The sequence below is a fragment of the Curtobacterium sp. MCBD17_023 genome, from assembly GCF_003224415.1.
Taxonomy (GTDB): Bacteria; Actinomycetota; Actinomycetes; order Actinomycetales; family Microbacteriaceae; genus Curtobacterium.
In genome coordinates this window covers 23744-45679 of the sequence record NZ_QKLJ01000009.1, presented here as the reverse complement: position 1 = coordinate 45679, position 21936 = coordinate 23744, and the positions used below count along the sequence as shown (strand labels likewise).

23 protein-coding genes and 1 pseudogene are annotated in these 21936 nt (G+C 68.1%); 10 read left to right on the top strand and 14 right to left on the bottom strand.

Translation table 11 applies throughout. From position 1 onward, the window contains the following. Positions 1–71: 71 nt before the first annotated feature. The 6 genes from DEI84_RS11155 to DEI84_RS11130 all read right to left on the bottom strand — a co-directional run bounded on the left by DEI84_RS11155 (position 72) and on the right by DEI84_RS11130 (position 4272). Positions 72–788 carry an alpha/beta fold hydrolase gene (locus DEI84_RS11155; protein WP_110890877.1) on the bottom strand — a complete coding sequence of 239 codons (717 nt, stop codon included), beginning with the start codon at positions 786–788 and terminating at the stop codon, positions 72–74. Positions 789–883: 95 nt separating this feature from the next. After that, entirely contained in the window at positions 884–1648 is a 765-nt protein-coding gene (locus DEI84_RS11150; protein ID WP_181420428.1) for a CPBP family intramembrane glutamic endopeptidase, read from the bottom strand. 140 nt (positions 1649–1788) lie between these two features. After that, complete coding sequence (locus tag DEI84_RS11145) at positions 1789–2217, bottom strand: DUF1648 domain-containing protein (RefSeq protein WP_110890875.1); 429 nt, start codon at positions 2215–2217, stop codon at positions 1789–1791. Further along, complete coding sequence (locus tag DEI84_RS11140) at positions 2214–3176, bottom strand: sporulation-delaying protein SdpB family protein (protein ID WP_181420427.1); 963 nt, start codon at positions 3174–3176, stop codon at positions 2214–2216. The genes DEI84_RS11145 and DEI84_RS11140 overlap by 4 nt, the downstream gene beginning before the upstream one ends. Next, the gene (locus DEI84_RS11135) at positions 3167–3724 is read right to left on the bottom strand and encodes an SdpA family antimicrobial peptide system protein (protein ID WP_110890873.1); all 558 of its coding nucleotides are present in this window, start codon (positions 3722–3724) and stop codon (positions 3167–3169) included. Before DEI84_RS11135 ends, DEI84_RS11140 begins: the two co-directional genes overlap by 10 nt. Beyond that, positions 3721–4272: a hypothetical protein gene (locus DEI84_RS11130; RefSeq protein WP_110890872.1), complete on the bottom strand. Its 552-nt coding sequence runs from the start codon at positions 4270–4272 to the stop codon at positions 3721–3723. The genes DEI84_RS11135 and DEI84_RS11130 overlap by 4 nt, the downstream gene beginning before the upstream one ends. A 206-nt stretch (positions 4273–4478) precedes the next feature. Between DEI84_RS11130 and DEI84_RS11125 the strand changes: the two genes are divergently transcribed. Then, positions 4479–5108, top strand: coding sequence for an SRPBCC family protein (locus DEI84_RS11125; RefSeq protein ID WP_258371763.1), 630 nt, complete (start codon positions 4479–4481; stop codon positions 5106–5108). Beyond that, positions 5105–5771, top strand: a pseudogene (locus tag DEI84_RS15975) (DUF4166 domain-containing protein). The gene DEI84_RS11125 and the pseudogene DEI84_RS15975 overlap by 4 nt, the downstream one beginning before the upstream one ends. Positions 5772–5832: 61 nt before the next feature. Here the strand turns inward: DEI84_RS15975 and DEI84_RS11115 are convergent. Continuing rightward, positions 5833–6774, bottom strand: coding sequence for a LysR family transcriptional regulator (locus DEI84_RS11115; protein ID WP_110890871.1), 942 nt, complete (start codon positions 6772–6774; stop codon positions 5833–5835). A 119-nt stretch (positions 6775–6893) separates the two neighbouring features. Here DEI84_RS11115 and DEI84_RS11110 point away from each other — a divergent pair, with 119 nt between their 5' ends. The 4 genes from DEI84_RS11110 (at position 6894) to DEI84_RS11095 (ending at position 10187) form a co-directional block, all read left to right on the top strand. Continuing rightward, positions 6894–7889 (top strand): putative oxygenase MesX, encoded by a 996-nt coding sequence (locus tag DEI84_RS11110; protein ID WP_110890870.1) that lies wholly within the window; start codon positions 6894–6896, stop codon positions 7887–7889. 68 nt (positions 7890–7957) lie between these two features. Then, a complete protein-coding gene (locus DEI84_RS11105; RefSeq protein WP_110890869.1) occupies positions 7958–9007 on the top strand; it encodes a methionine synthase in 1050 nt (349 codons plus the stop codon). A gap of 311 nt (positions 9008–9318) precedes the next feature. Then, positions 9319–9741 carry a PRC-barrel domain-containing protein gene (locus tag DEI84_RS11100; protein ID WP_181420426.1) on the top strand — a complete coding sequence of 141 codons (423 nt, stop codon included), beginning with the start codon at positions 9319–9321 and terminating at the stop codon, positions 9739–9741. Positions 9742–9833: 92 nt separating this feature from the next. After that, entirely contained in the window at positions 9834–10187 is a 354-nt protein-coding gene (locus DEI84_RS11095; protein WP_110890867.1) for an SdpI family protein, read from the top strand. 248 nt (positions 10188–10435) lie between these two features. On the opposite strand, the gene nrdF is transcribed toward DEI84_RS11095, so the two are convergent. The 4 genes from nrdF to nrdH all read right to left on the bottom strand — a co-directional run bounded on the left by nrdF (position 10436) and on the right by nrdH (position 14411). After that, positions 10436–11410 carry a class 1b ribonucleoside-diphosphate reductase subunit beta gene (nrdF, locus tag DEI84_RS11090; protein WP_110825849.1) on the bottom strand — a complete coding sequence of 325 codons (975 nt, stop codon included), beginning with the start codon at positions 11408–11410 and terminating at the stop codon, positions 10436–10438. Between the two features lie 111 nt (positions 11411–11521). Then, positions 11522–13627: a class 1b ribonucleoside-diphosphate reductase subunit alpha gene (nrdE, locus tag DEI84_RS11085; protein ID WP_110825848.1), complete on the bottom strand. Its 2106-nt coding sequence runs from the start codon at positions 13625–13627 to the stop codon at positions 11522–11524. A 17-nt stretch (positions 13628–13644) separates the two neighbouring features. Further along, complete coding sequence (gene nrdI / locus DEI84_RS11080) at positions 13645–14061, bottom strand: class Ib ribonucleoside-diphosphate reductase assembly flavoprotein NrdI (protein ID WP_110825847.1); 417 nt, start codon at positions 14059–14061, stop codon at positions 13645–13647. 116 nt (positions 14062–14177) lie between these two features. Then, on the bottom strand, positions 14178–14411 hold the full coding sequence (gene nrdH, locus DEI84_RS11075) for a glutaredoxin-like protein NrdH (protein WP_058769310.1): 234 nt from the start codon (positions 14409–14411) through the stop codon (positions 14178–14180). Between the two features lie 377 nt (positions 14412–14788). Here nrdH and DEI84_RS11070 point away from each other — a divergent pair, with 377 nt between their 5' ends. Both DEI84_RS11070 and DEI84_RS11065 read left to right on the top strand, forming a co-directional pair. Continuing rightward, complete coding sequence (locus tag DEI84_RS11070; RefSeq protein ID WP_110825846.1) at positions 14789–15994, top strand: MFS transporter; 1206 nt, start codon at positions 14789–14791, stop codon at positions 15992–15994. A gap of 74 nt (positions 15995–16068) precedes the next feature. Next, the gene (locus DEI84_RS11065) at positions 16069–16887 is read left to right on the top strand and encodes an aldo/keto reductase (protein WP_110890866.1); all 819 of its coding nucleotides are present in this window, start codon (positions 16069–16071) and stop codon (positions 16885–16887) included. A gap of 55 nt (positions 16888–16942) precedes the next feature. On the opposite strand, the gene DEI84_RS11060 is transcribed toward DEI84_RS11065, so the two are convergent. Further along, complete coding sequence (locus tag DEI84_RS11060; RefSeq protein WP_110825844.1) at positions 16943–17272, bottom strand: hypothetical protein; 330 nt, start codon at positions 17270–17272, stop codon at positions 16943–16945. Positions 17273–17562: 290 nt separating this feature from the next. Here DEI84_RS11060 and DEI84_RS11055 point away from each other — a divergent pair, with 290 nt between their 5' ends. Together DEI84_RS11055 and DEI84_RS11050 are read left to right on the top strand one after the other, a co-directional pair. After that, positions 17563–18177 carry a hypothetical protein gene (locus tag DEI84_RS11055; RefSeq protein ID WP_146236353.1) on the top strand — a complete coding sequence of 205 codons (615 nt, stop codon included), beginning with the start codon at positions 17563–17565 and terminating at the stop codon, positions 18175–18177. 165 nt (positions 18178–18342) lie between these two features. Then, positions 18343–18864: a ribonuclease H gene (locus DEI84_RS11050; RefSeq protein ID WP_110825842.1), complete on the top strand. Its 522-nt coding sequence runs from the start codon at positions 18343–18345 to the stop codon at positions 18862–18864. 86 nt (positions 18865–18950) lie between these two features. Here DEI84_RS11050 and DEI84_RS11045 read toward each other — a convergent pair whose 3' ends face one another. Together DEI84_RS11045 and DEI84_RS11040 are read right to left on the bottom strand one after the other, a co-directional pair. Further along, positions 18951–19202, bottom strand: coding sequence for a DUF6458 family protein (locus tag DEI84_RS11045; protein ID WP_110890864.1), 252 nt, complete (start codon positions 19200–19202; stop codon positions 18951–18953). Positions 19203–19276: 74 nt separating this feature from the next. Then, entirely contained in the window at positions 19277–21832 is a 2556-nt protein-coding gene (locus DEI84_RS11040) for an RNA helicase (RefSeq protein WP_110890863.1), read from the bottom strand. Between the last annotated feature and the right edge of the window lie 104 nt (positions 21833–21936).

Below are 21936 nucleotides of genomic sequence, written 5' to 3'. Positions count from 1 at the left end.
CTGGGGTGCTCGTCGTCGGCTTGCTGGTACCGGCGACCTGGTCCGGGTCGGTGTTCCACTGCGTCCGTTGCTCAGCCGAACACCTCGGGTAGGGCTGCGACGAACTCGTCGAAGTGGCTGTACCAGACCGCGTGCGAGGCTCCCGTGATGCTCCGGACCTGCACGTCGGCGTCGAGCAGCGCCGCCACCATCGGACCATCGACGTACTCGCTCGGCTCGGCACGCACGACGATGGACCGCGGTGCGGGGAACCAGCTCCCACCAGCACTCGCGGCGATCCCGGCGGCCGTCGCGGGTTCGAACCGGGCAGCTGCACGGGCCTCCACGTCGCAGTCGCGACGGCTGTAGTGCGGCTTCGTCGCCAGCAGTCCCTCGTACGTCCGTTGCGCTCGTTCCTGCTCGTACTCCGCCTGCACCTCCTCCCTGTCCCACCCACCGCGCGTGGAGAACGGGGAGTCGACGAAGACACTCCCTTCGGGTGCGAGCTGTCCGCGGGCGACAGCGGCGGCAAGCACGAGTCCTCCGAACGAGTGGCCGACCGCCAGAGCTGGACAGGTCGCCGATCCGGCCATGAGTGTCTCGGCGACGGCCTCGGCCACGTCTTCGACGCTCATCGACGAGCACCGCGGGGAACGACCGTGCCCTGGGAGGTCAACCGCGAGGACCCGGAACCCTCGAGCAGACAGGAGCGGAGCGATCCGCCACCAGCTCTCGGCCGATCCGGTCATCCCGTGGAGCAGCACTGCAACGCGCGGCCCTCGGCCGGTCCGCTCGACGTGGAGGCGCATGGGGACATCGAACCACGGTGCAGTCTCCGACAAGGAGGCTCGTCCTCGCCTCGGCGTTCCGTGCCTTGCAGTGCTCGTCGCTCTCGCGACGATCCCTACGCTTCGCCACCGTCACGACGTCGTGACGGAGCATGAACCACACGTATCGCCCCGACAGCGATCAGCAGGATCATGATCATCCACCCGGTGATCGAGAGGGGTCCGACAAGGCGCTGATCGAAGGGCGGGAAGAGTGCGGATCGGTACGTGGCGAACACGTTGAGCGCCGCATGCGCGAGCACGCACGGCAGCAGGGAGCCGCTCACGAGCCGCAACCAACCGATCAGCACACCAGCACCGGTACAGGCGACGGTCATCATGACGACTCCGAGCAGATCACGTTGTTCGTAGTTCAGTCCGAGCAGGATCGCCGGAGCATGCCAAGCACCCCAGATGGATCCACTCACGATCAGCGCCCACGGGGTGCCCAAAGGCAGCAACCGCGGGAGCAGCCAGCCTCGCCAACCGATCTCCTCCCCCGCCGCGGCGACCGCCGTCACGGCCATCCCGATCGGGAGGTTCAGCAGCTGGAGCGCAGCCAACGCGGCCATCGGAACAGGCGGTTGCTCACCGGTGACCCGGATGATCAACCCCTTCGCGACGGATCGCTCCGGATCCAGTTCCACCCAGCCGAACAGCAGCCCGAGGCCCCAACTGCCCACGACCAGCACCGCCGCACCAGCGATGCCGATACCGGCGAACCGCCAAGCCCGCCGCGTGGAGAACCCGGTCAATCCGAGTTCCGTCAGGAGCGCTCGACCGCGCCGTCGCTGGATCACGACCGCGACCACCAGCGCGGCCGACACCGGTGTGAACATCATCGCAACGGTCGCCGTGTGCGCCGCGGGACTCCCCACAGGATCTGAGAGGTCCGCTCCAGCTCGAACCGACGACCCCAGCAGCACCCAAGCGGTGCCGTACGCGAGACACACGAACGTGCCGACGATGCCCGCGTTCCGGATCATCCCGACACCCCGCGAGTTCGCAACAGCAGGTACGGCACGACGGCCCATGCAGGTCCGGCGAGGAGCGCCCACCACACCGACGAACTGAGCGACAGCGCGGACAGGCTCGCCATGATCAGCCAGCTGGCGGCCAGGGTTGCGACGAACCCTGTCGTCACCGAGCACGCAACCTGGCCTTTCCGACGGTTCCGAGCGAAAGCGGACCCCACCGCCGCAGTGAGGAACGGGGCCTGGATGACGGCGAGGGCGATGACTGCACTCAACGGCGTCGCATACCCGCTCGGGCTGCCGTCCGCATCGAAGGTGACGGGGATGCGATCGGGGAGTCGTTCCCACCACGAGGCGGACGCTGCAACTTCAGCGATGACGGGGAGCGCCGCTGCGGAGGTTGCCCAGTACGGGCGCCACCGGTTCTTGTCCCTCATCGGACGGCAGCCTCACTTCCGACGAGCCGCTTCGGCTTCTCGCCCGCCCTCTTCCGAAGGGCGGTCCACACTTGCTGTTCCCGCTCATGCGGCGTGTACGGCATCGCGGCGATACCGACGCTCCCGATCATGATCAGGCCGAAGCTCCACAGGCCCATCGCGATGATGATCGATCCGTGCAGTGCGAGGCAGAGCGCCATCGCGAGCGACCGGCTCCGCGGGCCACAGAGAATCAGCACGCCAACAGAGAGCTCAGTCAGCACCGCACCCCAAGTCGCAGCAACGGTCACAGCGGCGTTGGTGGTCGCAGCTTCGAGGACCGGAGCGAACGGCCCGCTCGCTCCGAAGAAGGGGTCTCGCAGCACGTAGAACTCGGCAGTGCCGTTCACCCAATCAGGCGCGAAGAGCTTCGCGATCGCGGCGTTGAAGTAGATCGTCGCGATCTGGACCCGCATGACCATCAAGCCAGCAAGGGCAACTTGACGACGCCAGGACGCAGCACCCCGTGGCGACGCGAGAGCCCACGGTCGGCGATCGGCAACACTGACGCCGATCAGGAGAAGCGCGCAGACAGCAGCCACCTGGTCTCCTCCGTCGGGAAGGGAGATTGAAGCAGCGATCGAGAATGCAACCCACGCGTGGAGGATCGCCATCACAGTGGGCAGCAATCCGACGGCAACGCACACGAGGATGAGGACCATCACACTGGTGACGAGTTCCTCGGGTAACGACTGACCGATGCAGTAAGTGGAGGCGCGACGCAGCCCGTCGCAGATCGGGCCGGCGCCACTGCCCACCAGCGTCTGCATCAAGGCGTCGTACGGCGTCGTCACCAGCGTGATGAGCTGCGCCAACGCAAGCGTCGCCCGGAATGTACTGAAAGTGAGGGTCTGGACGTCGAATGCGCGGACGGTCCGACGCAATCGAGGTCCGACGACCTCGGCGAAGATCAGTTGCACGAAACCTCCACCCGCGCTGCCTGCAGCACTCGGAACTGCGGGAGGTCGAAGCTGCGGAACTCGAACGGAGTCGGCTTCTCCTGCGCAAGGAGGAGATCTCCGCAGAGGGTCTTCCGCCTCGCCTCATTTCGCAACGGCTGCGGTCGCGCCTCCGCAGCCCGCTGGAGACATCGGTGGGAAGCAGCCTTGTCAGTGCACTTGACCCAGTTCGCTACCTGCTGGTGGAGCGCCGCCAGTTCAGGGCCCTGCGCGCGTTGGGCGCGCGAGATACCGAACCAGTTGGATGCCTTCGACTGCGGTAACGACAGGGCTGATCGGCCTGATCCGGTGCGGTACGCGACGTACTGACGCCCCTGTGGGGAAGCGGTGAAGAACTCCCATCGCTGAGGCGCGATCGCCAGCACCGCATCCCGCAACGCCGCGGCGGCGGGCTCTCGGCTGGACAGTGCATTCGGTGACAGCGACTGCGCAACACTCAGCGCTGTCCAGCTCATCAGCATCACGACCGTCACAACGAACGGCCAGAGGGGCGGTTTTGGTGGCTTCATCTCAGGGTGTGAGCCAGCTCAGCAGCGAATGCAGCACCCGCATCGTGCTCTGCGGAGTTCGGCCCCCAGAATTTGACTGACACGGAAACAGCGGCCCAGACCAAGACCCCCACGGCGAGGACCACGACGCACTTGCCGTCGCCGGTGGCGGTGACCGAGCCAGAATCAGCGATCCGATCGGTCGCGGTCTCGAACGCGTGCAGCGCGTCGAGCACCCGGTAGGGGTCGCCGCTCTGCAGCGGCACCGTGACCTCATCATGGAACTGCGGGTACGCCTTGCGGTACTCGCCAACCACCGTCGAGATCTGCGCCGCAGTCAAGTGCTGCTCACCAGCCGGGACGTACTTCGCAAGCTCCGGGTGCTCGGCGATGATCCGCCCCTGCCCCGTGAACAGCTCGATCACGTTCCGATCAGAGATCAGCGACCGATCCGCCGCGACCACTTGCTGCGGACCCGACGACGCAGCCTCGGCCGGCACCGTCGGCACAACTGACCCAACAGAAACGGTCCACGCGACGGCCGCGGCGGTGATCAACAACTTCGACATGGAAGCCCTCCCGAACGCGGTCCCTCCGCGCGCAATACTTCACCGTACACATGTGGATCAACCACGGTGACATGTTCATATGTCGCCAGCCCCATCCATGCCTTGCCGCAAGGCAACAGAGCCCGCAGGTCGCAGCCGACGGCGCCGCACGACTGCACGTGGTCGAGGGGCTGTGACCGCTGCACACATCGCGCTACGCTCCGCACGTGGGGAGTCGGGGCATCTACGTCGAGACGGTCATCGACGCGCCACTCGAGCGGGTCTGGGACGCCACGCAGGACCCGGAGCAGCATGTCCGGTGGGACGTCCGCTTCTCGGAGATCCTGCCCGAGCCCGCCGACCACGAGGGCGTGACGCGGTTCACCTACGTCCGCGAGTCCGCTCTGCATGATGTGCACGGCACCGGCGTCAGCCTCGGCGAGCGCCGCCGACCCGACGGCTCGCGCACGTCCGCCCTCCGCTTCGCGACCGTCGACCGCCTCTCCCCGATCCGCTCCGGCCGGGGCTACTGGCGGTACGTCCCCACCGCGGACGGACGGACACGCTTCCTCACCGGGTACGACTACGACTCCGGGTGGGGCTTCCTCGACGTCCTCGTTCGGCCGCTCCTCGGCTGGGCGACCGCCTGGAGCTTCGACCGCCTCCGCATCTGGCTCGAGGGCGGGCCCGAACCGGAGGCCTGGCCGCTCACGAGCGCCCTGCAGGTCTGGCGGCCGGACCGGCCACGGGCCTCCAGGACGCTCCGCGCGCCGGTCGGCGGCAGCCGACGCGATGACCACCTGCAGGATGCGCCGGCCACCGTGGCGGCTCTGCCCGAGCCGGGAGGCCCGGCATGACGTCCGTCTTCGAGGAAGCGCTGGGTGCCGACTTCCGTCGCCTGCACCCGATGATGCAGCGCCGCTTCGGCGTCGGCCTCGACGCCGCAGAGGCCTGCGTGGGCCGGGGCAGGATGACCATCCGCCGCGGGCCGTGGTGGACCGTGCCGTTCCTGCAGATCGGGCGGCTGCGGAACATCCTCGTGCCCGACGTCGGCACCGACGTGCCGTTCACGATCGAGAACTACCCCTACCGGGACGCCCTCGGGCGGGAGACGGTGACGTTCGTCCGCACCTACGCCACCCGCGCCGGCCGACCGGCACGGTTCGACGCGACGATGGTCCTGTCGGAGGGCCGGGTCCTCGACTACCTCGGGACGCACCAGCACCTCGCGGTCGATCTCGACCTGCGGGTGGACGAACGCGGCGGGCTCGTGCTGACCTCCGACGAGCAACGCTTCCACGAGGGGCCGATCTCGTTCCGCTTCCCGATGCTGTTCAGCGGCCGCGGCCCTGCGCGAGTGGTGGTCGGAGGACGACGGCGCATTCCACGTCGACCTCGCGGTGCGCAACCGCGTGTTCGGCTTCCTGTTCGGCTACCGCGGTACGTTCACGTGCGAGTGGGCGCCGGCGACCGATGCCCCCGAGCGGTTGAAGCCGCGGCGCACGGAAGCGCGGACCTGACGCCTGGGCCGATCCGGCGGGTGGTCCGACGGGTGGTCAGGCGGGTGGTCCGGCGGTCTGCCTACCCGAGCGGCTCGACGCCGTAACTGGTGACCACGGCTCGCAGCTCCTCCAGGTACGTCTGCGCCTGCACGGTGAGCGGGACCGAGGCGTGCGCGATCCACCCGATCTCGATGCGTTCGTCGACGTCGAGGGGGATGGCGACGATCTCGGGGTCGAGGTCGTCACTGATGAGTCCCGTCGAGATCGTGTACCCGCCGAGGCCGATCATGAGGTTGAAGATCGTCGCACGGTCCGAGACGCGGATCTCCCGCTTGCTCGACATCGTCGACAGGATCTCCTCCGCCAGGTAGAAGGAGTTGTTCGCGCCCTGGTCGAACGTGAGCCGAGGGAGCTCTGCGAGGTCGGCGAGGGTCGCCCGCTCCTGGGACGCCAACGGGTTCCGCCGGGCGACGAAGATGTGCGGCTGCGCGACGAACAGCGGCGTGAACACGACCCCGGCGTCCCGCATCAGCTTGCCGAGGACCTGCCGGTTGAAGTCGTTGCGGTAGAGGATGCCCACCTCGCTCCGCAGCGTGCGGACGTCCTCGATGATGTCCCACGTGCGCGTCTCCCGGAGCGAGAACTCGTACTCCTCCGCGTCTGCGGTCTCGACCATCCGGACGAAGGCCTCGACCGCGAACGAGTAGTGCTGCGCCGACACCCCGAGCAGTCGGCGTGACGCCTGTCGCCCGACGTAGCGCTGCTCGAGGAGGGAGACCTGCTCGACGACCTGTCGCGCGTAACCGAGGAACTCGACGCCGTCGACGGTGAGCACGACACCGCGCGCGGATCGGGTGAACAGCGGTCGACCGATCCGTGTCTCGAGGTCCTTCATCGCGGCCGACATCGTCGGCTGCGAGACGTAGAGCAGGTCGGCGGCGGCACTGATCGATCCTTCGGACGCGACCTCGATGAAGTACCGGAGTTGCTGCAGGGTGATGTCGTTCGAGACGCGCGCCATAGCCGCAGGCTATACCGGCGCATAGTGATTCCGGATTACCTGATGACCCGTGCGCCGCGTCATGATCGAGCAACACCTCCCACAGTGCCGCCAGGCGCTCGACGTACGGACTGCCGACCATGGCGAACGACCTCACCTTCAGCATCACCAGGACCCGCTTCGACGAGGACTACTCCCCCGCGGAGAGCTCCCGGCTGACCACGAACTTCGCCAACCTGGCACGCGGCGAGCGCCGCCAGCAGAACCTCCGCAACGCGCTCGCCATGATCAACGCACGCTGCAACGACCTCGCGGGTGAAGCGGGCGAAGCGGGCAACGCCGACGGCGGTCGGTACCGCCTCGAGCTCGACATCGTCTCGGTCACGCTGCACTTCGAGGACGACGGTCGCGCCGAGCAGTTCCCGCTGATCGAGGTGCTCGACGTCGCGATCCTCGATCAGCACACCGGGGAACGGCACCAGGGGATCCTGGGCAACAACTTCTCCTCGTACCTCCGGGACTACGACTTCGCGGTCCTGCTGCCGTCCCTGGACAAGAGCGCCGGCATCCCCGACGACTTCGGCCAGCTCCACGGGGCGCTGTTCCAGCGGTTCCTGGAGTCGGACGCGTACCGCGACCACTTCGCCGCCGAGCCCGTCGTCTGCATCAGCGTCTCCACGAGCCAGACGTACCGGCAGACGGGGTACGTCCACCCCGTGCTCGGCGCCGAGTACGAGCACGAGCACTCCTCGCTCACGGACGACTACTTCGGGCGGATGGGCATGCGGGTGCGCTACTTCATGCCGCCGGGTGCGAAGGCGCCGCTCGCGTTCTACACGCGCGGTGACCTCACCGGCGACTACTCGGACCTCCAGCTCATCGGCACGATCGGCACCATGGAGACGTTCCAGAAGATCTACCGACCGGAGATCTACAACGCGGACACGGTCGCCCCGAGCACGTACCGCCCGACCCTCGAGCACACGGACTTCTCGACGCCTCCCGTCACGTACGACCGGGAGGAGCGCAGCCGCCTCGGAGTCACGCAGGGGCGGTACACGGAGGAGCACCTCGTCCAGCCGCACCGAGCACTCCTCGAGCGATGGGCCTCCAGTCACACCGCTCTGACGCACTGACCTTCCGGCCCGCTGGACCCCTGCCCCGCCGCCCGCTTGCCCCACTGACCGACAGGAACCACCCGCGCATGACCACGCTCCTGCCCACCGCGATCGTCGGCAGCCTGCCGAAACCGTCCTGGCTCGCCGAGCCCGAGCGGCTGTGGTCCCCCTGGCAGTTGGAGGGCGCAGCGCTGACCGAGGGCAAGCAGGACGCGCTCCGGTCCGCCGTCCACGAGCAGGAGCACCGCGGCATCGACATCGTCAGCGACGGTGAGCAGACCCGGCAGCACTTCGTGACGACGTTCATCGAGCACCTCGACGGCATCGACCAGGAGCGCAAGGAGACCGTCCGCATCCGCGACCGGTACGACGCCGCGGTCCCCACGGTCGTCGGCGCCGTGAGCCGTCCCGCCCCGGTGTTCGTCGACGACGCGAAGTTCCTCCGGGCCCAGACCGACCGCCCGATCAAGTGGGCGCTCCCCGGCCCGATGACCATGATCGACACGCTCTCCGACCAGCACTACAAGAGCCGCGAGAAGCTGGCGTGGGAGTTCGCCACGATCCTCAACCAGGAGGCTCGGGAGCTGCAGGACGCCGGCGTCGACGTCATCCAGTTCGACGAGCCCGCCTTCACCGTCTTCCACGACGAGGTGCAGGACTGGGGCGTCGCCGCACTCGAGCGCGCTGCCGAGGGCCTGCACGCCGAGACCGCCGTGCACATCTGTTACGGCTACGGCATCGAGGCGAACAACCGGTGGAAGGAGACGCTCGGCGCCGAGTGGCGCCAGTACGAGCAGTCCTTCCCGCTCCTCCAGCAGTCGTCGATCGACATCGTCTCCCTCGAGTGCATCCACTCCCACGTGCCGCTCGAGCTCGTCGAACTCATCCGCGGGAAGAAGGTCATGCTCGGCGCCATCGACGTCGCGACCGAGACCGTAGAGACGCCCGAGGAGGTCGCGGAGGTGCTCCGTCGCGCGCTCGAGTTCGTCGACGCCGACAAGCTCATCCCGAGCACCAACTGCGGGATGGCGCCGCTGGCACGCGGTGGGGCGCTCTCGAAGCTCAGCGCGCTGTCCGCCGGGGCGGCCATCGTCCGAGCCGAGCTCGCCAGCGTCGCCGTGCAGTCAGCGCGGTAGCGACCCGGCTCCACAGGACGGCTCGCCTCGGCAACGGGGCGGGCCGTCCGTCGTGTCGCGTCCGACAGGTGCGCGGTTCCGGTCCGGCCTGGAGGCACGGCTCGCTCCCAGCGAACCGGTCGCGTCGGCAGGCACTTGCCCGTCAACGGGGGGCTGACCGTCGGTCGGCTCAGGTCCGTCACTCCTGACTGTCGCGGCTCATCTCGTCGAAATCACCCGATACGCACTGCAAACTCCTGTCGATCGGCCGACCGCCCGTTCAAGTGGGCATTGGCACAATGCGAATCAGGCACGGGGCGTTGACTACGCCCATGATCACCAAGAGCAAGATCCACGAGGTCGAGAACGCGACCGTCCGGGACCGCGACGGCGCATCAGTCGGCAAGGTCGCGCAGGTGTTCCCCTCCGAGGACGGCAACGCTGCGTTCGTCAGCGTAGCGACAGGACGCTTCGTCGGTCACACCGCACTCGTCCCGGTCGAGGACGCCACGTTCGACGGCACGGACCTGCATGTCGGGTACGCGAAGAGCGCGATCAAGGGCGCACCGTCCCCAGGAGCCGGGAACACCTTGTCCGTCACCGAGGCGAACGCGGTCCGCAAGCACTTCGGGCTGTCCCCCGCCGGCAAGGCCACCGGCGACATGGGCGACCCGCACGAGAACCTCGATCAGGCCGGTGCCGGTCCGGCCGGCGCAGACGACACCGAGGGCGCGGGCACGACGCCGCAGGGGTGAGCTGAGCCGGTGCGGTCTCGTTGGCGTCCCATATCCTCCAAGAAGAGACTGAAACATTGCCGTTCTGCTTCTGAGGCACTACCGTTATCGACATGGACGGAGCGATGGTGTTCGCGATGGCACTCGAAGTCGGCGCAGCCGCTCTCGTCACCTGGCTGACCTGGAGGGCTGCCAGCGGGTCGCTGCCACGGAACAGCCTCGCCGGCGTTCGAACGTCGATCACCCTGTCGAGCGAGGCGGCTTGGCGTATCGGCCATCGCGCAGCGCTGCGTCCGACGATCATCTCCGGGATCGCCACGGTGTCGTGGTGCACGGTCTGCCTCGGTGTCGCACCACTCCGCACTCCGGTCGCCGTCCTCGTCGCCGCGGGCCTCCTCGTCGGCGGCGCGCTCCTGTCCATCCCGGCCGCCCACCACGCCGTGCGTCGATCGTCGCCTGAGTCCTGAGCCGACCGACGCGCGCAGCGAGTCCCGTGAGCAGCCTGGTCTCCTCATGACACCGCGGACGCGTGACCTCGTCGCTCTCCAAGGCGTTTCAGCCACCCCCATGTCTCGTGCCCGTCCGATCGTCGAGCACCGGGGAGCTAGCAGGTGATGGCTGCCACCAGCCGGTCCCGTCAGCGCTCTTCCGGTCGGGGATGACGAACGCCCCGCCGGCCGAAGCCAGCGGGGCGTTCCCACGAGTCAGACCAGGATCAGAAGTCCCAGTCCTCGTCCTCCGTGTTCACGGCCTTGCCGATGACGTACGACGAGCCCGACCCCGAGAAGAAGTCGTGGTTCTCGTCCGCATTCGGCGACAGGGCGGAGAGGATCGCCGGGTTCACGTCGGTGATGTTCTTCGGGAACATCGCCTCGTAGCCCAGGTTCATCAGCGCCTTGTTGGCGTTGTAGTGCAGGAACTTCTTGACGTCCTCGGTCAGCCCGACCTCGTCGTAGAGGTCCTGCGTGTACTGCGCCTCGTTGTCGTAGAGCTCGTAGAGCAGCGAGAACGTGTAGTCCTTGAGCTCGTCGCGCTCCTGCTGCGTGACGCGCTCCAGGCCCTTCTGGAACTTGTAGCCGATGTAGTACCCGTGCACGGCCTCGTCGCGGATGATGAGGCGGATCAGGTCGGCGGTGTTCGTGAGCTTCGCGCGGCTGGACCAGTGCATCGGCAGGTAGAAGCCGGAGTAGAAGAGGAACGACTCGAGCAGCGTCGACGCGATCTTGCGCTTCAGCGGGTTGTCGCCCTGGTAGTAGTCCATCACGATGGACGCCTTCTTCTGCAGGTTCGGGTTCTCCTCGGACCAGCGGAAGGCCTCGTCGATCTCCGGCGTCGACGCGAGGGTCGAGAAGATCGACGAGTACGACTTCGCGTGCACCGACTCCATGAACGCGATGTTCGTGTAGACGGCTTCCTCGTGCGGGGTGATCGCGTCGGGGATGAGCGAGACGGCGCCGACGGTGCCCTGGATGGTGTCCAGGAGCGTCAGACCGGTGAACACACGCATGGTCAGCTTCTGCTCGGCCGGCGTGAGCGTGTTCCATGACTGGACGTCGTTCGACAGCGGCACCTTCTCGGGCAGCCAGAAGTTGTTGACGAGACGGTTCCAGACCTCGACGTCCTTGTCGTCCTGGATTCGGTTCCAGTTGATTGCCTGGACCCGATCGATGAGCTTGAGCTTCTCGACCAACGTGTGTTCCTCGTTCAGCAGTAGATGGTGACCAGTGATGCGGACTGGAGGCGCGGTGCGGGATGGCACCGCGCCTCCAGTCCGGTGGGCAGTCGCGTCAGCGACCGACCGCTACAGCATGCAGCTGACGCAGCCCTCGACCTCGGTGCCCTCGAGGGCGAGCTGGCGGAGACGGATGTAGTAGATCGTCTTGATGCCCTTGCGCCATGCGTAGATCTGCGCCTTGTTGATGTCGCGCGTGGTGGCGGTGTCCTTGAAGAACAGCGTCAGGGACAGGCCCTGGTCCACGTGCTGCGTGGCAGCGGCGTACGTGTCGATGATCTTCTCGGGGCCGATCTCGTACGCGTCCTGGTAGTAGTCCAGGTTGTCGTTCGTCATGAACGGCGCCGGGTAGTAGACGCGGCCGAGCTTGCCTTCCTTGCGGATCTCGATCTTCGACGCGATCGGGTGGATCGACGACGTCGAGTGGTTGATGTACGAGATCGAACCGGTCGGCGGGACGGCCTGCAGGTTCTGGTTGTAGATGCCGTGCTGCTGGATGGACGCCTTCAGCGCCTTCCAGTCGTCCTGCGTCGGGATGGTGATGTTCGCGTTGTCGAACAGCGACGCGACGCGCGGAGTGGCCGGCGTCCAGACCTGGTCGGTGTACTTGTCGAAGAACTCACCCGATGCGTACTTCGAGTCGCGGAAGCCGTCGAAGGTCTCCCCGGTCTCGATGGCGATGTTGTTCGAGGCGCGCAGGGCGTGGAACAGCACCGTGTAGAAGTAGATGTTCGTGAAGTCGATGCCCTCTTCGGAGCCGTAGTACACGCGCTCACGAGCGAGGTAGCCGTGCAGGTTCATCTGGCCGAGGCCGATGGCGTGCGACTTGTCGTTGCCGTCCTCGACCGAGCGGACCGACGAGATGTGCGACATCTGCGACACCGAGGTCAGGCCGCGGATGGCGGTCTCGATGGTCTTGCCGAAGTCCGGCGAGTCCATCGTCAGCGCGATGTTCAGCGACCCGAGGTTGCAGGAGATGTCCTTACCGATCTCCTTGTAGGACAGGTCCTCGTTGAAGGTCGTCGGGGTGTTGACCTGCAGGATCTCCGAGCACAGGTTGGACATGTTGATCCGACCCTTGATCGGGTTCGCCTTGTTCACCGTGTCCTCGAACACGATGTACGGGTAGCCCGACTCGAACTGGATCTCGGCGATGGTCGTGAAGAAGTCACGTGCCTTGATCTTCGTCTTCTTGATGCGCGAGTCGTCGACCATCGCGCGGTAGTTCTCGGAGATCGGGACGTCACCGAACGGGACGCCGTAGACCTTCTCGACGTCGTACGGCGAGAACAGGTACATGTCCTCGTTGTTCTTCGCGAGCTCGAACGTGATGTCCGGCACGACGACACCGAGCGACAGCGTCTTGATGCGGATCTTCTCGTCCGCGTTCTCGCGCTTGGTGTCGAGGAACTTCATGATGTCGGGGTGGTGGGCCGACAGGTACACGGCACCGGCACCCTGACGCGCGCCGAGCTGGTTCGCGTAGGAGAACGAGTCTTCCAGCAGCTTCATCACGGGGATGATGCCCGAGGACTGGTTCTCGATCTGCTTGATCGGGGCGCCGGCCTCGCGGATGTTCGACAGGAGCAGGGCCACGCCGCCGCCGCGCTTCGAGAGCTGCAGCGAGGAGTTGATGCCGCGCGAGATCGACTCCATGTTGTCCTCGATGCGGAGGAGGAAGCAGGAGACGAGCTCGCCGCGCTGGGCCTTCGCGGTGTTGAGGAACGTCGGGGTGGCGGGCTGGAAGCGGCCGGCGATGATCTCCTCGACGAGGTCGATCGCGAGCTGCTCGTTGCCCTGCGCCAGGCCGAGCGCGGTCATCACGACACGGTCCTCGAAGCGCTCGAGGTAGCGCTTGCCGTCGAACGTCTTGAGCGTGTAGCTCGTGTAGTACTTGAACGCGCCGAGGAACGTCTGGAACCGGAACTTCTTCGAGTACGCCAGGTCGTTGAGCTTCTGGATGAACTCGAGCGAGTACTGGTCGATCGTCGCCTGCTCGTAGTACTCATTCTCGACCAGGTAGTCCAGCCGCTCCTTCAGGTTGTGGAAGAAGACGGTGTTCTGGTTGACGTGCTGCAGGAAGAACTGCTTGGCCGCCTCACGATCCTTGTCGAACTGGATGTTCCCGTCCGCGTCGTAGAGGTTGAGCATCGCGTTGAGGGAGTGGTAGTCCATCCCCGTCTGCGGCGACGTCAGATCGACGTCTGCAACTGCTGCGTCCAAAATGCTTCCAATCCTGAGTTGACCGCCGACACGTCGTCAGGGGTCCCGAAGAGTTCGAATCTGTAGAGAACGGGCACATGGCACTTCTGTGCGATCACGTCGCCCGCGAGACCGTAGGCCTCGCCGAAGTTCGTGTTGCCGGCGGCGATCACGCCCCGGATCAGTGCCCGGTTGTGTTCGTCGTTGAGGAACTTGATGACCTGCTTGGGGACCGCTCCGTGGCCGTTGCCGCCGCCGTAGGTGGGCAGGACGAGCACGTACGGGCCGTCCGCGTGGAGGAACGGCTCGCTCGGGAGGAGCGGGATCCGGTCGGCGTCCTGGCCGAGCTTCTCCACAAACCGGGCGGTGTTGCCCGAGACACTCGAGAAGTAGACGAGGCGGCTCATGGTGCGCTCCCTGGCGAGGTGCGGACTGCGGACCGGAGGGGTGTGGCGGGGGCGGGACGAGCCTCCAAACTGTCTGCCCGCCACCGGGCGACGCGGGCCGGACGGCCCGCGTGGCGTCAGGCCAGTTCGGCGCTGAGGGTGGCGATCTTGTCGGGGCGGAAGCCCGACCAGTGGTCGTCGTCGGTCACGACGACGGGGGCCTGCATGTAGCCGAGGCTCTTGACGTGCTCGAGTGCGGCTTCGTCCGTGGAGACGTCGTGCACCTCGTACTGGATGCCCTTGTTGTCGAGGGCGCGGTACGTCGCAGTGCACTGGACGCAGGACGGCTTGGTGTACACGGTGACGGCCATGATCTCCCCTGGTTCTGGGCCCGGTGGGGGCCCGACGTTCTGGTGCTGTGTTGTGGACGACGCTACTACATGTAGTGCCCGATGGCCGGTTGGACCACTAGAGGAAGTGTTACACCCCTGTAGTTCTCCACAACGCCCTCCACAGACTGTGGATTCCCGCGAGGCCCGGTTTTCCGGCACTCTCGCACCCACCACCGACACTTCCCACACCCCGTTGAGGGGCCCTCTCCACGGGTGTGGAAACCGTCGGACGCACCTGCCGCTCGGCGTGTCTGAGAACGCTGCGCGGACAGCCACCGATCGTCCTTCCCCCGGACAGGGGACACGGCCCTCCACAGCCCCTGCGGGGCGGTCCGTCCGGTCCGTACACTCGTCACGTGAGCGCGTACGGGTCCCTGTTGAAGACGCCCGGTGTCGGCCGGGTCATCGCCGCGCAGCTGACCGCTCGCTTCCCGTTCGGCATGCTGTCGCTGGCCTACCTGCTGCACGTCGAGCACATCTTCCACTCCTACGGCGCCGCCGGACTCGTGCTCGCGACCACCAGCGTCGGACAGGCCCTCGCCGGGCCGCTGACGAGCCGGTGGATGGGCAGCTGGGGCATGCGTCCCGTCCTGGTCCTCACGAGCATCGTGGCGTTCGTCACCATGGGCGTCATCGCCTTCTTCGTGATGCCGCTCTGGGCGTACGTGGTCATCGGGTTCGTCGGCGGCCTGGCCGTCCCGCCCGTGCAGCCCGCGGTGCGCACCATCTACCCGAAGATGGTGACGTCGAAGCAGCTCACCCCGCTCTTCTCCCTCGACGCCAGTGCGCAGGAGCTCATCTGGGTCGCCGGCCCGGTCATCACGACGTTCGTCGCGACGCAGATCGGCACGGTCGAGGCGATCGTCGTCGCGATGGCGTTCCTGCTCGTCGGTGGCGCGTGGTTCATCGCCTCCCCCGAGCTCGGCCGCGTCCGGATCCCCCGCTCGAAGCGCGCCTTCGGTGTCGTCATGAAGCGTCCGTCGGTCGTCGTGGCGACCCTGACCGGTCTGCTCCTGATCGGGGCGTGCGCCGCGGTCGAGGCCAGCGTCACGAGCGTCTTCGGCGAGGGCAGCCCGAACGCCGGCATCGTCCTCGCGGTCTTCGCCATCGGGTCGCTCATCGGCGGCCTCGCGCTCGGCCACCGCCCGATCTCGAAGAACACGCTCTGGCTGCGGATGACGATCGTCTTCGTCGGCCTGGTCCTCGCCGTGGGCAACCCGACGTTCTGGTGGCTCTGCATCGCCCTCGTCATCGCCGGCGCCGGCATCGCGCCGGCCCTCGCGGTCATGTTCGGGTCGGTGTCGGCGACGGTCAAGTTCTCCGACACCGCCGAGGCGTACGGCTGGATGGGCACCGGTCAGCTCATCGGTGCCGCCGGTGGGTCCGCTGTCGCGGGCTTCCTCATCGACAGCAACGGCCCGAGCGGCGGGCTCATGGTCGGTGCGGTGATGGCCGCGGCCGGCGTCGTGCTGCCGCTGGCGATGCGGAGCTGGCTGCCCGACCTCCGCGGTCGCGACGTCAGCCCCATCCCGGACACCGAGCCGGTCACGATCCCCAGCTGACCTCGGTGGCGGCGCCTCTGCACAGCGCCGCTCGAGATGCCGGTCCGGGAGGCCCGGGGCGGCAGGATGGGGGCATGGTCACCACGATCCCCCTCCGCGACGGCCGGAGCATCCCCGCCGTCGGCTTCGGCGTCTACAAGGTCGACGACGCGGAGGCCGAGACGGCCGTCGGCCTGGCGCTCGACGCCGGGTACCGCCACGTCGACACCGCCGAGATGTACGGGAACGAGCGCGGCGTCGGGAAGGCGATCCGGGCCTCCCGGCTCGACCGCGACGACGTCTTCGTGACCACCAAGGTGTGGAACGACCACCAGGGGCGCGACGCGACCCTGCGCGCCTTCGACGCCAGCCTCGACCGACTGGGACTCGACGCCGTCGACCTGTACCTCATCCACTGGCCCGCCGCGGCGAACGACCGGTACGTCGAGACCTGGCGAACGCTCGTCGAGCTGCGCGAGTGCGGCCGCGCGCGGAGCGTGGGGGTGTCGAACTTCCAGGTCCCCCACCTCGAGCGGATCATCGCCGAGACCGGCGAGGTGCCGGCACTCAACCAGGTCGAGCGGCACCCGTGGTTGCCACAACGCGAGCTCATCGCCTTCCACGAGCAGCACGGCATCGTCACCGGGGCGTGGTCGCCTCTCGGCCGCGGACGCCTCGTCGAGGACCCGGTCCTCACCGGGATCGCCGCCGCGCACGGGGTGAGCGTCGCCCAGGTGCTCGTGCGGTGGAACGTGCAGCAGGGCGTCGTCGTCATGCCGAAGTCGGTCACGCCGGCGCGCATCCGGTCGAACCTCGACGTCGACGGGTTCGTGCTGGGTGACGACGAACTCGCCGCGATCGCCGGTCTCGAGTCCGGGCAGCGGACGGGCTCCCACCCGGACTCGGTGTCCTGAGGGACGGACCCGGGTCCTGACGGGCCGGCTCACATCCTGACGGACCGGCCGATGGTCAGCCCTGGCGGTCCTCCTCGGACTGCCACGGCAGGTTGAGGTCACCCGGCTCCGGCTCGACGTCACCGGCGTCGTCGGCGCCACCGGTCCCCGGAGCAGCGACGACCCGCGACGGGTCGATGCCGTCCTCGCGCAGGTCGTCGTCGTCGCGCTGCTCGGTCTGGGACGCGTCCATCTCCCGCTCACTCGAGGGGCTGTACGAGGTGTCGGCGGCCCGCTGCTCGCTGCCGCTGACACCGTCGACGTCGTCGCTGTGCGCGGCCGAGGTCAGGGCGTCCGAGCGGTCCCGGTCGTCGGAGTGCTCGGGGCCTGCGATGTCGTTGCTCATGGTGGTTCCTCCCGTTTCCCCGAACGGTAGGCGGCGGAGGGTGGCCGGCTCCCAGGGCGTCGGCCCGATCGGGGCACAACAGCGCTGCCCGTGCATCGGTAGCGTCGAAGGGTGATCGGTCCTCGTGCCCTGGCTTCCGACGAGCTCCGCCCCGGCGAGCACCTGCTGTGGGTGGGGCAGAGCGAGCCGGGCCGCCTGTTCGGCGGGCGTCGGGATGGACGGGCTGTCCGGCCCCCGTCCGATGGCGTTCTTCGACGTCGCCGACGGCAAGGCCATGGTCCAGGCGCTCGATGACGCAGCAGGACGCTGAGGGCGGGAGCGGAGACCAGGTGACCTCGTCCGGGGCGCTTGCCCGCGTCGAGGAGCGGCTCCAGCCGGGCGAGCGCATCCTCTGGGTCGGCCGGAGCGACCCGCACCGCATGTTCGTCGACGCCGACCGGTACCTGATCCCCTTCAGCGCCTTCTTCACCACGATGGTCACCATCGGCCTCGTGGGCGCCGCGCGATCGCACGCGCACCCCGCTGGGATCGCGCTGTTGTCCGCGTTCGTCCTGATCGGTCTGCACATGCTCGCCGGCCGTTTCGCCGTGAAGCGCCACCGCAAGCGCACCGATGTGTACGCCGTGACGACGGAGCGCGCCCTCATCACGAACGGCCGCCGGACCCGCGAGACCGATGCCCGACGCACCGACTGGTACGTCGACCGATCGCCGGGGCACGTCACGGTCCAGTGGGACGACGTCAGCGGCCTCGACACACTCTTCTACGGCGGGAGCGCGGCGGCACAGCAGTACGCGAACACCGGGCTCGACGGCCTACCCGGCGCACGTGAGAACTTCGCGCTCTACGACGTCGCCGACGGAGACGCCCTCGTCGCCGCACTCCGCCAGGTGAGCGGCCGCTGACCCGCGGTCCGGTCGCGCCCGCCGCGGACGACGCGCCCCGCCGCGACAGGGTGCGATGAGCGCAGCGGGCCCCCGGCACCGTCCACGCCGACGGCCGGGAGGCACACCCCGCCCGACAGGTCCGTTACGCTCGTCGGGCACTCGCCACCACCAGGAGGTCCCACCGTGACGATCGTCGCCGCCGCAGACGGCTCAGCCCTCGGCAACCCCGGCCCGGCCGGCTGGGCCTGGTACGTGGACGACGACCGGTGGGCAGCCGGCGGATGGCCCCGCGGAACGAACAACCAGGGCGAGTTGACGGCGGTCCTGCAGCTGCTCCGTGCGACCAAGGACACCGGCGAACCCCTGCACATCCTCTGCGACAGCCAGTACGCCATCAAGGCCTGCACCGAGTGGCTCGCCGGGTGGAAGCGGAAGGGCTGGCGGAAGGCCGACGGCAAGCCCGTGCTGAACGTCGAGATCATCAAGGAGCTCGACGCCGAGCTCCAGGGCCGCAAGGTCACCTTCGAGTGGGTCCGCGGACACATGGGCCACGAGATGAACGAGGCCGCTGACGTCCGCGCCCGGGGGGCTGCGACCGCGTACCAGAACCGCACCGAGGTGCCGACGGGGCCGGGCTGGCCGGGCGTCGACGTCCCGGAGCCGGAAGCGCTGCCCGAGGCCGTCCCGCCCGCGACGCTCTTCTGAGCCGAGCACGCAGCCGCACACACCACCCGGGTACACGACGAGGGCGGGACCGATCGGTCCCGCCCTCGTCGTTCGCGCTTGCCGTGTCAGTAGGTGCCGTCGCGGCGGTCCTGCCGCGTGATCTGCTCACCGGAGGCCGGGTCGACCCCGGAACGGGTCGTGGTGGTGGTCCGACGCCCGCCGAAGCCGACCGCCAGGCTGATGATGAGCAGGATGATCCCCGCTGCGATGAGGATGTAGCCGATGAGCTTCAGGTCGATGCCCGCGACCTGGAAGTCGACCGCGAACGCGACGATTGCGCCGATCACGATCAGGGCGATGCTGGAGCCGATACGCATGGGCGTTCCTTCCGTGGGAACCCCGACCGTACCGGACGGTGCCCGCTCGTGTTCCGCCCTCGGTCGATCCGCCCTCAGTCGACGTCGACCTCGGCCCACCCGTCGAACCGGCCGATCTCGGTGACCCGGACGACGGCCTCCCCCGCCTCGTCGGACGCGTCGAGGTCGATCGTGGCGGAGAAGCCGAAGTCCTTGTCGCCCTCCGGGTCGGCGAAGATCTGCCGTGCGCGCCAGGTCCGGCCTTCCTCGGTGAGGACCAGGTACTGCATGGACCGGGCCTCGGCGTCGATGCCGACGGTGTCGTGCTCGTCGTAGTACTCCTCGAGCACGGTGTCCCACGCGGACCGGTCGAACCCCTGCTGCGCGTCGAGTTCACCGAGCCCGTCGATGTCGTCGCGAGCGGCGAGCAGCACGCGCTGGAACAGGGCGTTCCGCACGAGCACCCGGAAGGCCCGCACGTTGCCGGTGAGTCGCGCGGGCTGCGGCGGGGCGATCTCCTCGTGTTCGGCCTCGGCGAGCGCGATGTCCCCGTTCATCAGCGCTTCCCACTCATCGACGAGCGAGGAGTCGACCTGGCGCACGAGCTCGCCGAGCCACTCGATGACGTCGTCGAGCTCCTGCGTCCGGTGCTCGTCGGCGATGGTCTGCCGCATGGTCCGGTACGCGTCCGACAGGTACCGGAGGACGAGCCCTTCGGACCGGGTGAGCTGGTAGTACCGCACGTAGTCACCGAAGGTCATCGCCCGCTCGTACATGTCGCGGACCACGGACTTCGGCGAGAGGGTGAAGTCGAGCACCCAGGGCTGCTCGTCCGCGTAGCTCTCGTACGCGGCGGTGAGGAGTTCGTCGAGCGGCTTCGGCCAGGTCACTTCTTCGAGCAGCTCCATGCGCTCCTCGTACTCGATGCCCTCCTGCTTCATCCGGGCGACCGCTTCCCCGCGCTCCTTGAACTGCTGCTGCGACAGGATCGCGCGCGGGTCGTCGAGGGTCGCCTCGACGATGGAGACCATGTCGAGCGCGAAGGTCGGGGAGTCGGGGTCGAGCAGCTCGAAGGCGGCGAGTGCGAAGGGCGACAGCGGCTGGTTCAGCGCGAAGTTCGCCTGCAGGTCGACGGTGAGGCGGTAGCGCCCGTCGACCTTCTCGATCACCCGCGCGTTGATCAGGGTCCGGGCGATGGTGAGCGCCCGCCTGGCCATCGCGAGCTGACGCGCTCGGGGTTCGTGGTTGTCGAACACCAGGGAGCGGACGTCCTGGAACGCGTCTCCCCCGCGCGCGACGACGGAGAGCACCATCGCGTGTGTGATGCGCATACGCGACACCATCGGCTCGGGCTCGGCGGCGATCAGGCGCTCGAAGGACGCCTGGCCCCAGGACACGAAGCCCTCGGGCGCCTTCTTCCGCTTGATCTTGTTCTTCTTCTTCGGGTCGTCCCCGGCCTTGGCGACGGCCCGCGCGTTCTCGATGTCGTGCTCGGGGCCCTCCGCCACGACGTCGCCCTCGGTGTCGTAGCCGGCGCGACCGGCACGGCCGGCGATCTGGTGGAACTCGCGCGCGGAGAGCTGCCGCATCTTCGTGCCGTCGAACTTCGTCAGCCCGGTGAAGAGCACCGCTCGGATGGGGACGTTGATGCCGACGCCCAGGGTGTCGGTCCCGCAGATCACGGGCAGGAGCCCGCGTTGCGCGAGCTGTTCGACGAGCCGCCGGTACTTCGGCAGCATGCCAGCGTGGTGCACCCCGATGCCGGCACGGATGAGCCGGGACAGCGTCTGCCCGAACCCGGCGCTGAAGCGGAAGCCGGCGATGGCCTCCGCGATCTCGTCGCGGCGCTCCCGGCTGGCGACCTTGGCGGACATGAGCGACTGCGCCCGTTCGAGCGCCGCTGCCTGGGCGAAGTGGACGATGTAGACCGGCGCCTTGCGCTCTTCGAGCAGGCGCTCCACCGTCTCCTGCACCGGCGTCATGACGTACTCGTACGCGAGCGGGACGGGCCGCGAGACGCCGGTCACCCGCGCGGTGGCGCGGCCGGTCCGTCGGGAGAGGTCGTCCGCGATCGTGGTGACGTCGCCGAGGGTCGCCGACATGAGCAGGAACTGCGCCCGCTCGAGCACGAGCAGCGGCACCTGCCACGCCCACCCGCGGTCGGCGTCGCCGTAGAAGTGGAACTCGTCCATCACGACGACGTCCACGTCGGCGTCGGGGCCCTGGCGGAGCGCGAGGTTCGCGAGGATCTCTGCGGTGCAGCAGACGATCGGGGCATCCGCGTTGACAGCTGAGTCGCCCGTGACCATGCCGACGTTCTGCGCACCGAACAGGTCGACGAGCTGGAAGAACTTCTCCGAGACGAGCGCCTTGATCGGTGCCGTGTAGTAGCTCCGCTTGCCCTCGGCGAGCGCGGCGAAGTGCGCGCCGGCCGCGACGAGCGACTTGCCGGTGCCGGTCGGGGTGCTCAGGACGACGTTGGCGCCGGAGACGAGTTCGATGAGCGCTTCGTCCTGCGCGGGGTAGAGCGGGCGACCGCCGGAAGCGGCCCACTCCGCGAAGGCCAGGTAGACGGCGTCGGGATCGACGACACCGCCCTCTGCCGCCGGCAGTGCGGCGACGAGCGGAGGGACGGTGGTGACGTCGGTCATGTCCCCATCCTCCCAGCACCACGCGTCGCCGGTCCCGGGAGGCCAGTATCCGGTGGACAGGTCCCGCGCCTTCCACAGATCCATACGCCCGCATAGACTGCCTC

Excerpts from the sequence above, each read along its gene's own strand:
- DEI84_RS11155 (WP_110890877.1), bottom strand. The coding sequence starts at position 788 with ATGCGCCTCCACGTCGAGCGGACCGGCCGAGGGCCGCGCGTTGCAGTG.
- DEI84_RS11150 (WP_181420428.1), bottom strand. The coding sequence starts at position 1,648 with ATGATGTTCACACCGGTGTCGGCCGCGCTGGTGGTCGCGGTCGTGATC.
- DEI84_RS11145 (WP_110890875.1), bottom strand. The coding sequence starts at position 2,217 with ATGAGGGACAAGAACCGGTGGCGCCCGTACTGGGCAACCTCCGCAGCG.
- DEI84_RS11135 (WP_110890873.1), bottom strand. The coding sequence starts at position 3,724 with ATGAAGCCACCAAAACCGCCCCTCTGGCCGTTCGTTGTGACGGTCGTG.
- DEI84_RS11130 (WP_110890872.1), bottom strand. The coding sequence starts at position 4,272 with ATGTCGAAGTTGTTGATCACCGCCGCGGCCGTCGCGTGGACCGTTTCT.
- DEI84_RS11115 (WP_110890871.1), bottom strand. The coding sequence starts at position 6,774 with ATGGCGCGCGTCTCGAACGACATCACCCTGCAGCAACTCCGGTACTTC.
- DEI84_RS11110 (WP_110890870.1), top strand. The coding sequence starts at position 6,894 with ATGGCGAACGACCTCACCTTCAGCATCACCAGGACCCGCTTCGACGAG.
- DEI84_RS11105 (WP_110890869.1), top strand. The coding sequence starts at position 7,958 with ATGACCACGCTCCTGCCCACCGCGATCGTCGGCAGCCTGCCGAAACCG.
- DEI84_RS11100 (WP_181420426.1), top strand. The coding sequence starts at position 9,319 with ATGATCACCAAGAGCAAGATCCACGAGGTCGAGAACGCGACCGTCCGG.
- DEI84_RS11095 (WP_110890867.1), top strand. The coding sequence starts at position 9,834 with ATGGACGGAGCGATGGTGTTCGCGATGGCACTCGAAGTCGGCGCAGCC.
- nrdE (WP_110825848.1), bottom strand. The coding sequence starts at position 13,627 with ATGGACTACCACTCCCTCAACGCGATGCTCAACCTCTACGACGCGGAC.
- nrdI (WP_110825847.1), bottom strand. The coding sequence starts at position 14,061 with ATGAGCCGCCTCGTCTACTTCTCGAGTGTCTCGGGCAACACCGCCCGG.
- nrdH (WP_058769310.1), bottom strand. The coding sequence starts at position 14,411 with ATGGCCGTCACCGTGTACACCAAGCCGTCCTGCGTCCAGTGCACTGCG.
- DEI84_RS11065 (WP_110890866.1), top strand. The coding sequence starts at position 16,069 with ATGGTCACCACGATCCCCCTCCGCGACGGCCGGAGCATCCCCGCCGTC.
- DEI84_RS11060 (WP_110825844.1), bottom strand. The coding sequence starts at position 17,272 with ATGAGCAACGACATCGCAGGCCCCGAGCACTCCGACGACCGGGACCGC.
- DEI84_RS11055 (WP_146236353.1), top strand. The coding sequence starts at position 17,563 with ATGACGCAGCAGGACGCTGAGGGCGGGAGCGGAGACCAGGTGACCTCG.
- DEI84_RS11045 (WP_110890864.1), bottom strand. The coding sequence starts at position 19,202 with ATGCGTATCGGCTCCAGCATCGCCCTGATCGTGATCGGCGCAATCGTC.
- DEI84_RS11040 (WP_110890863.1), bottom strand. The coding sequence starts at position 21,832 with ATGACCGACGTCACCACCGTCCCTCCGCTCGTCGCCGCACTGCCGGCG.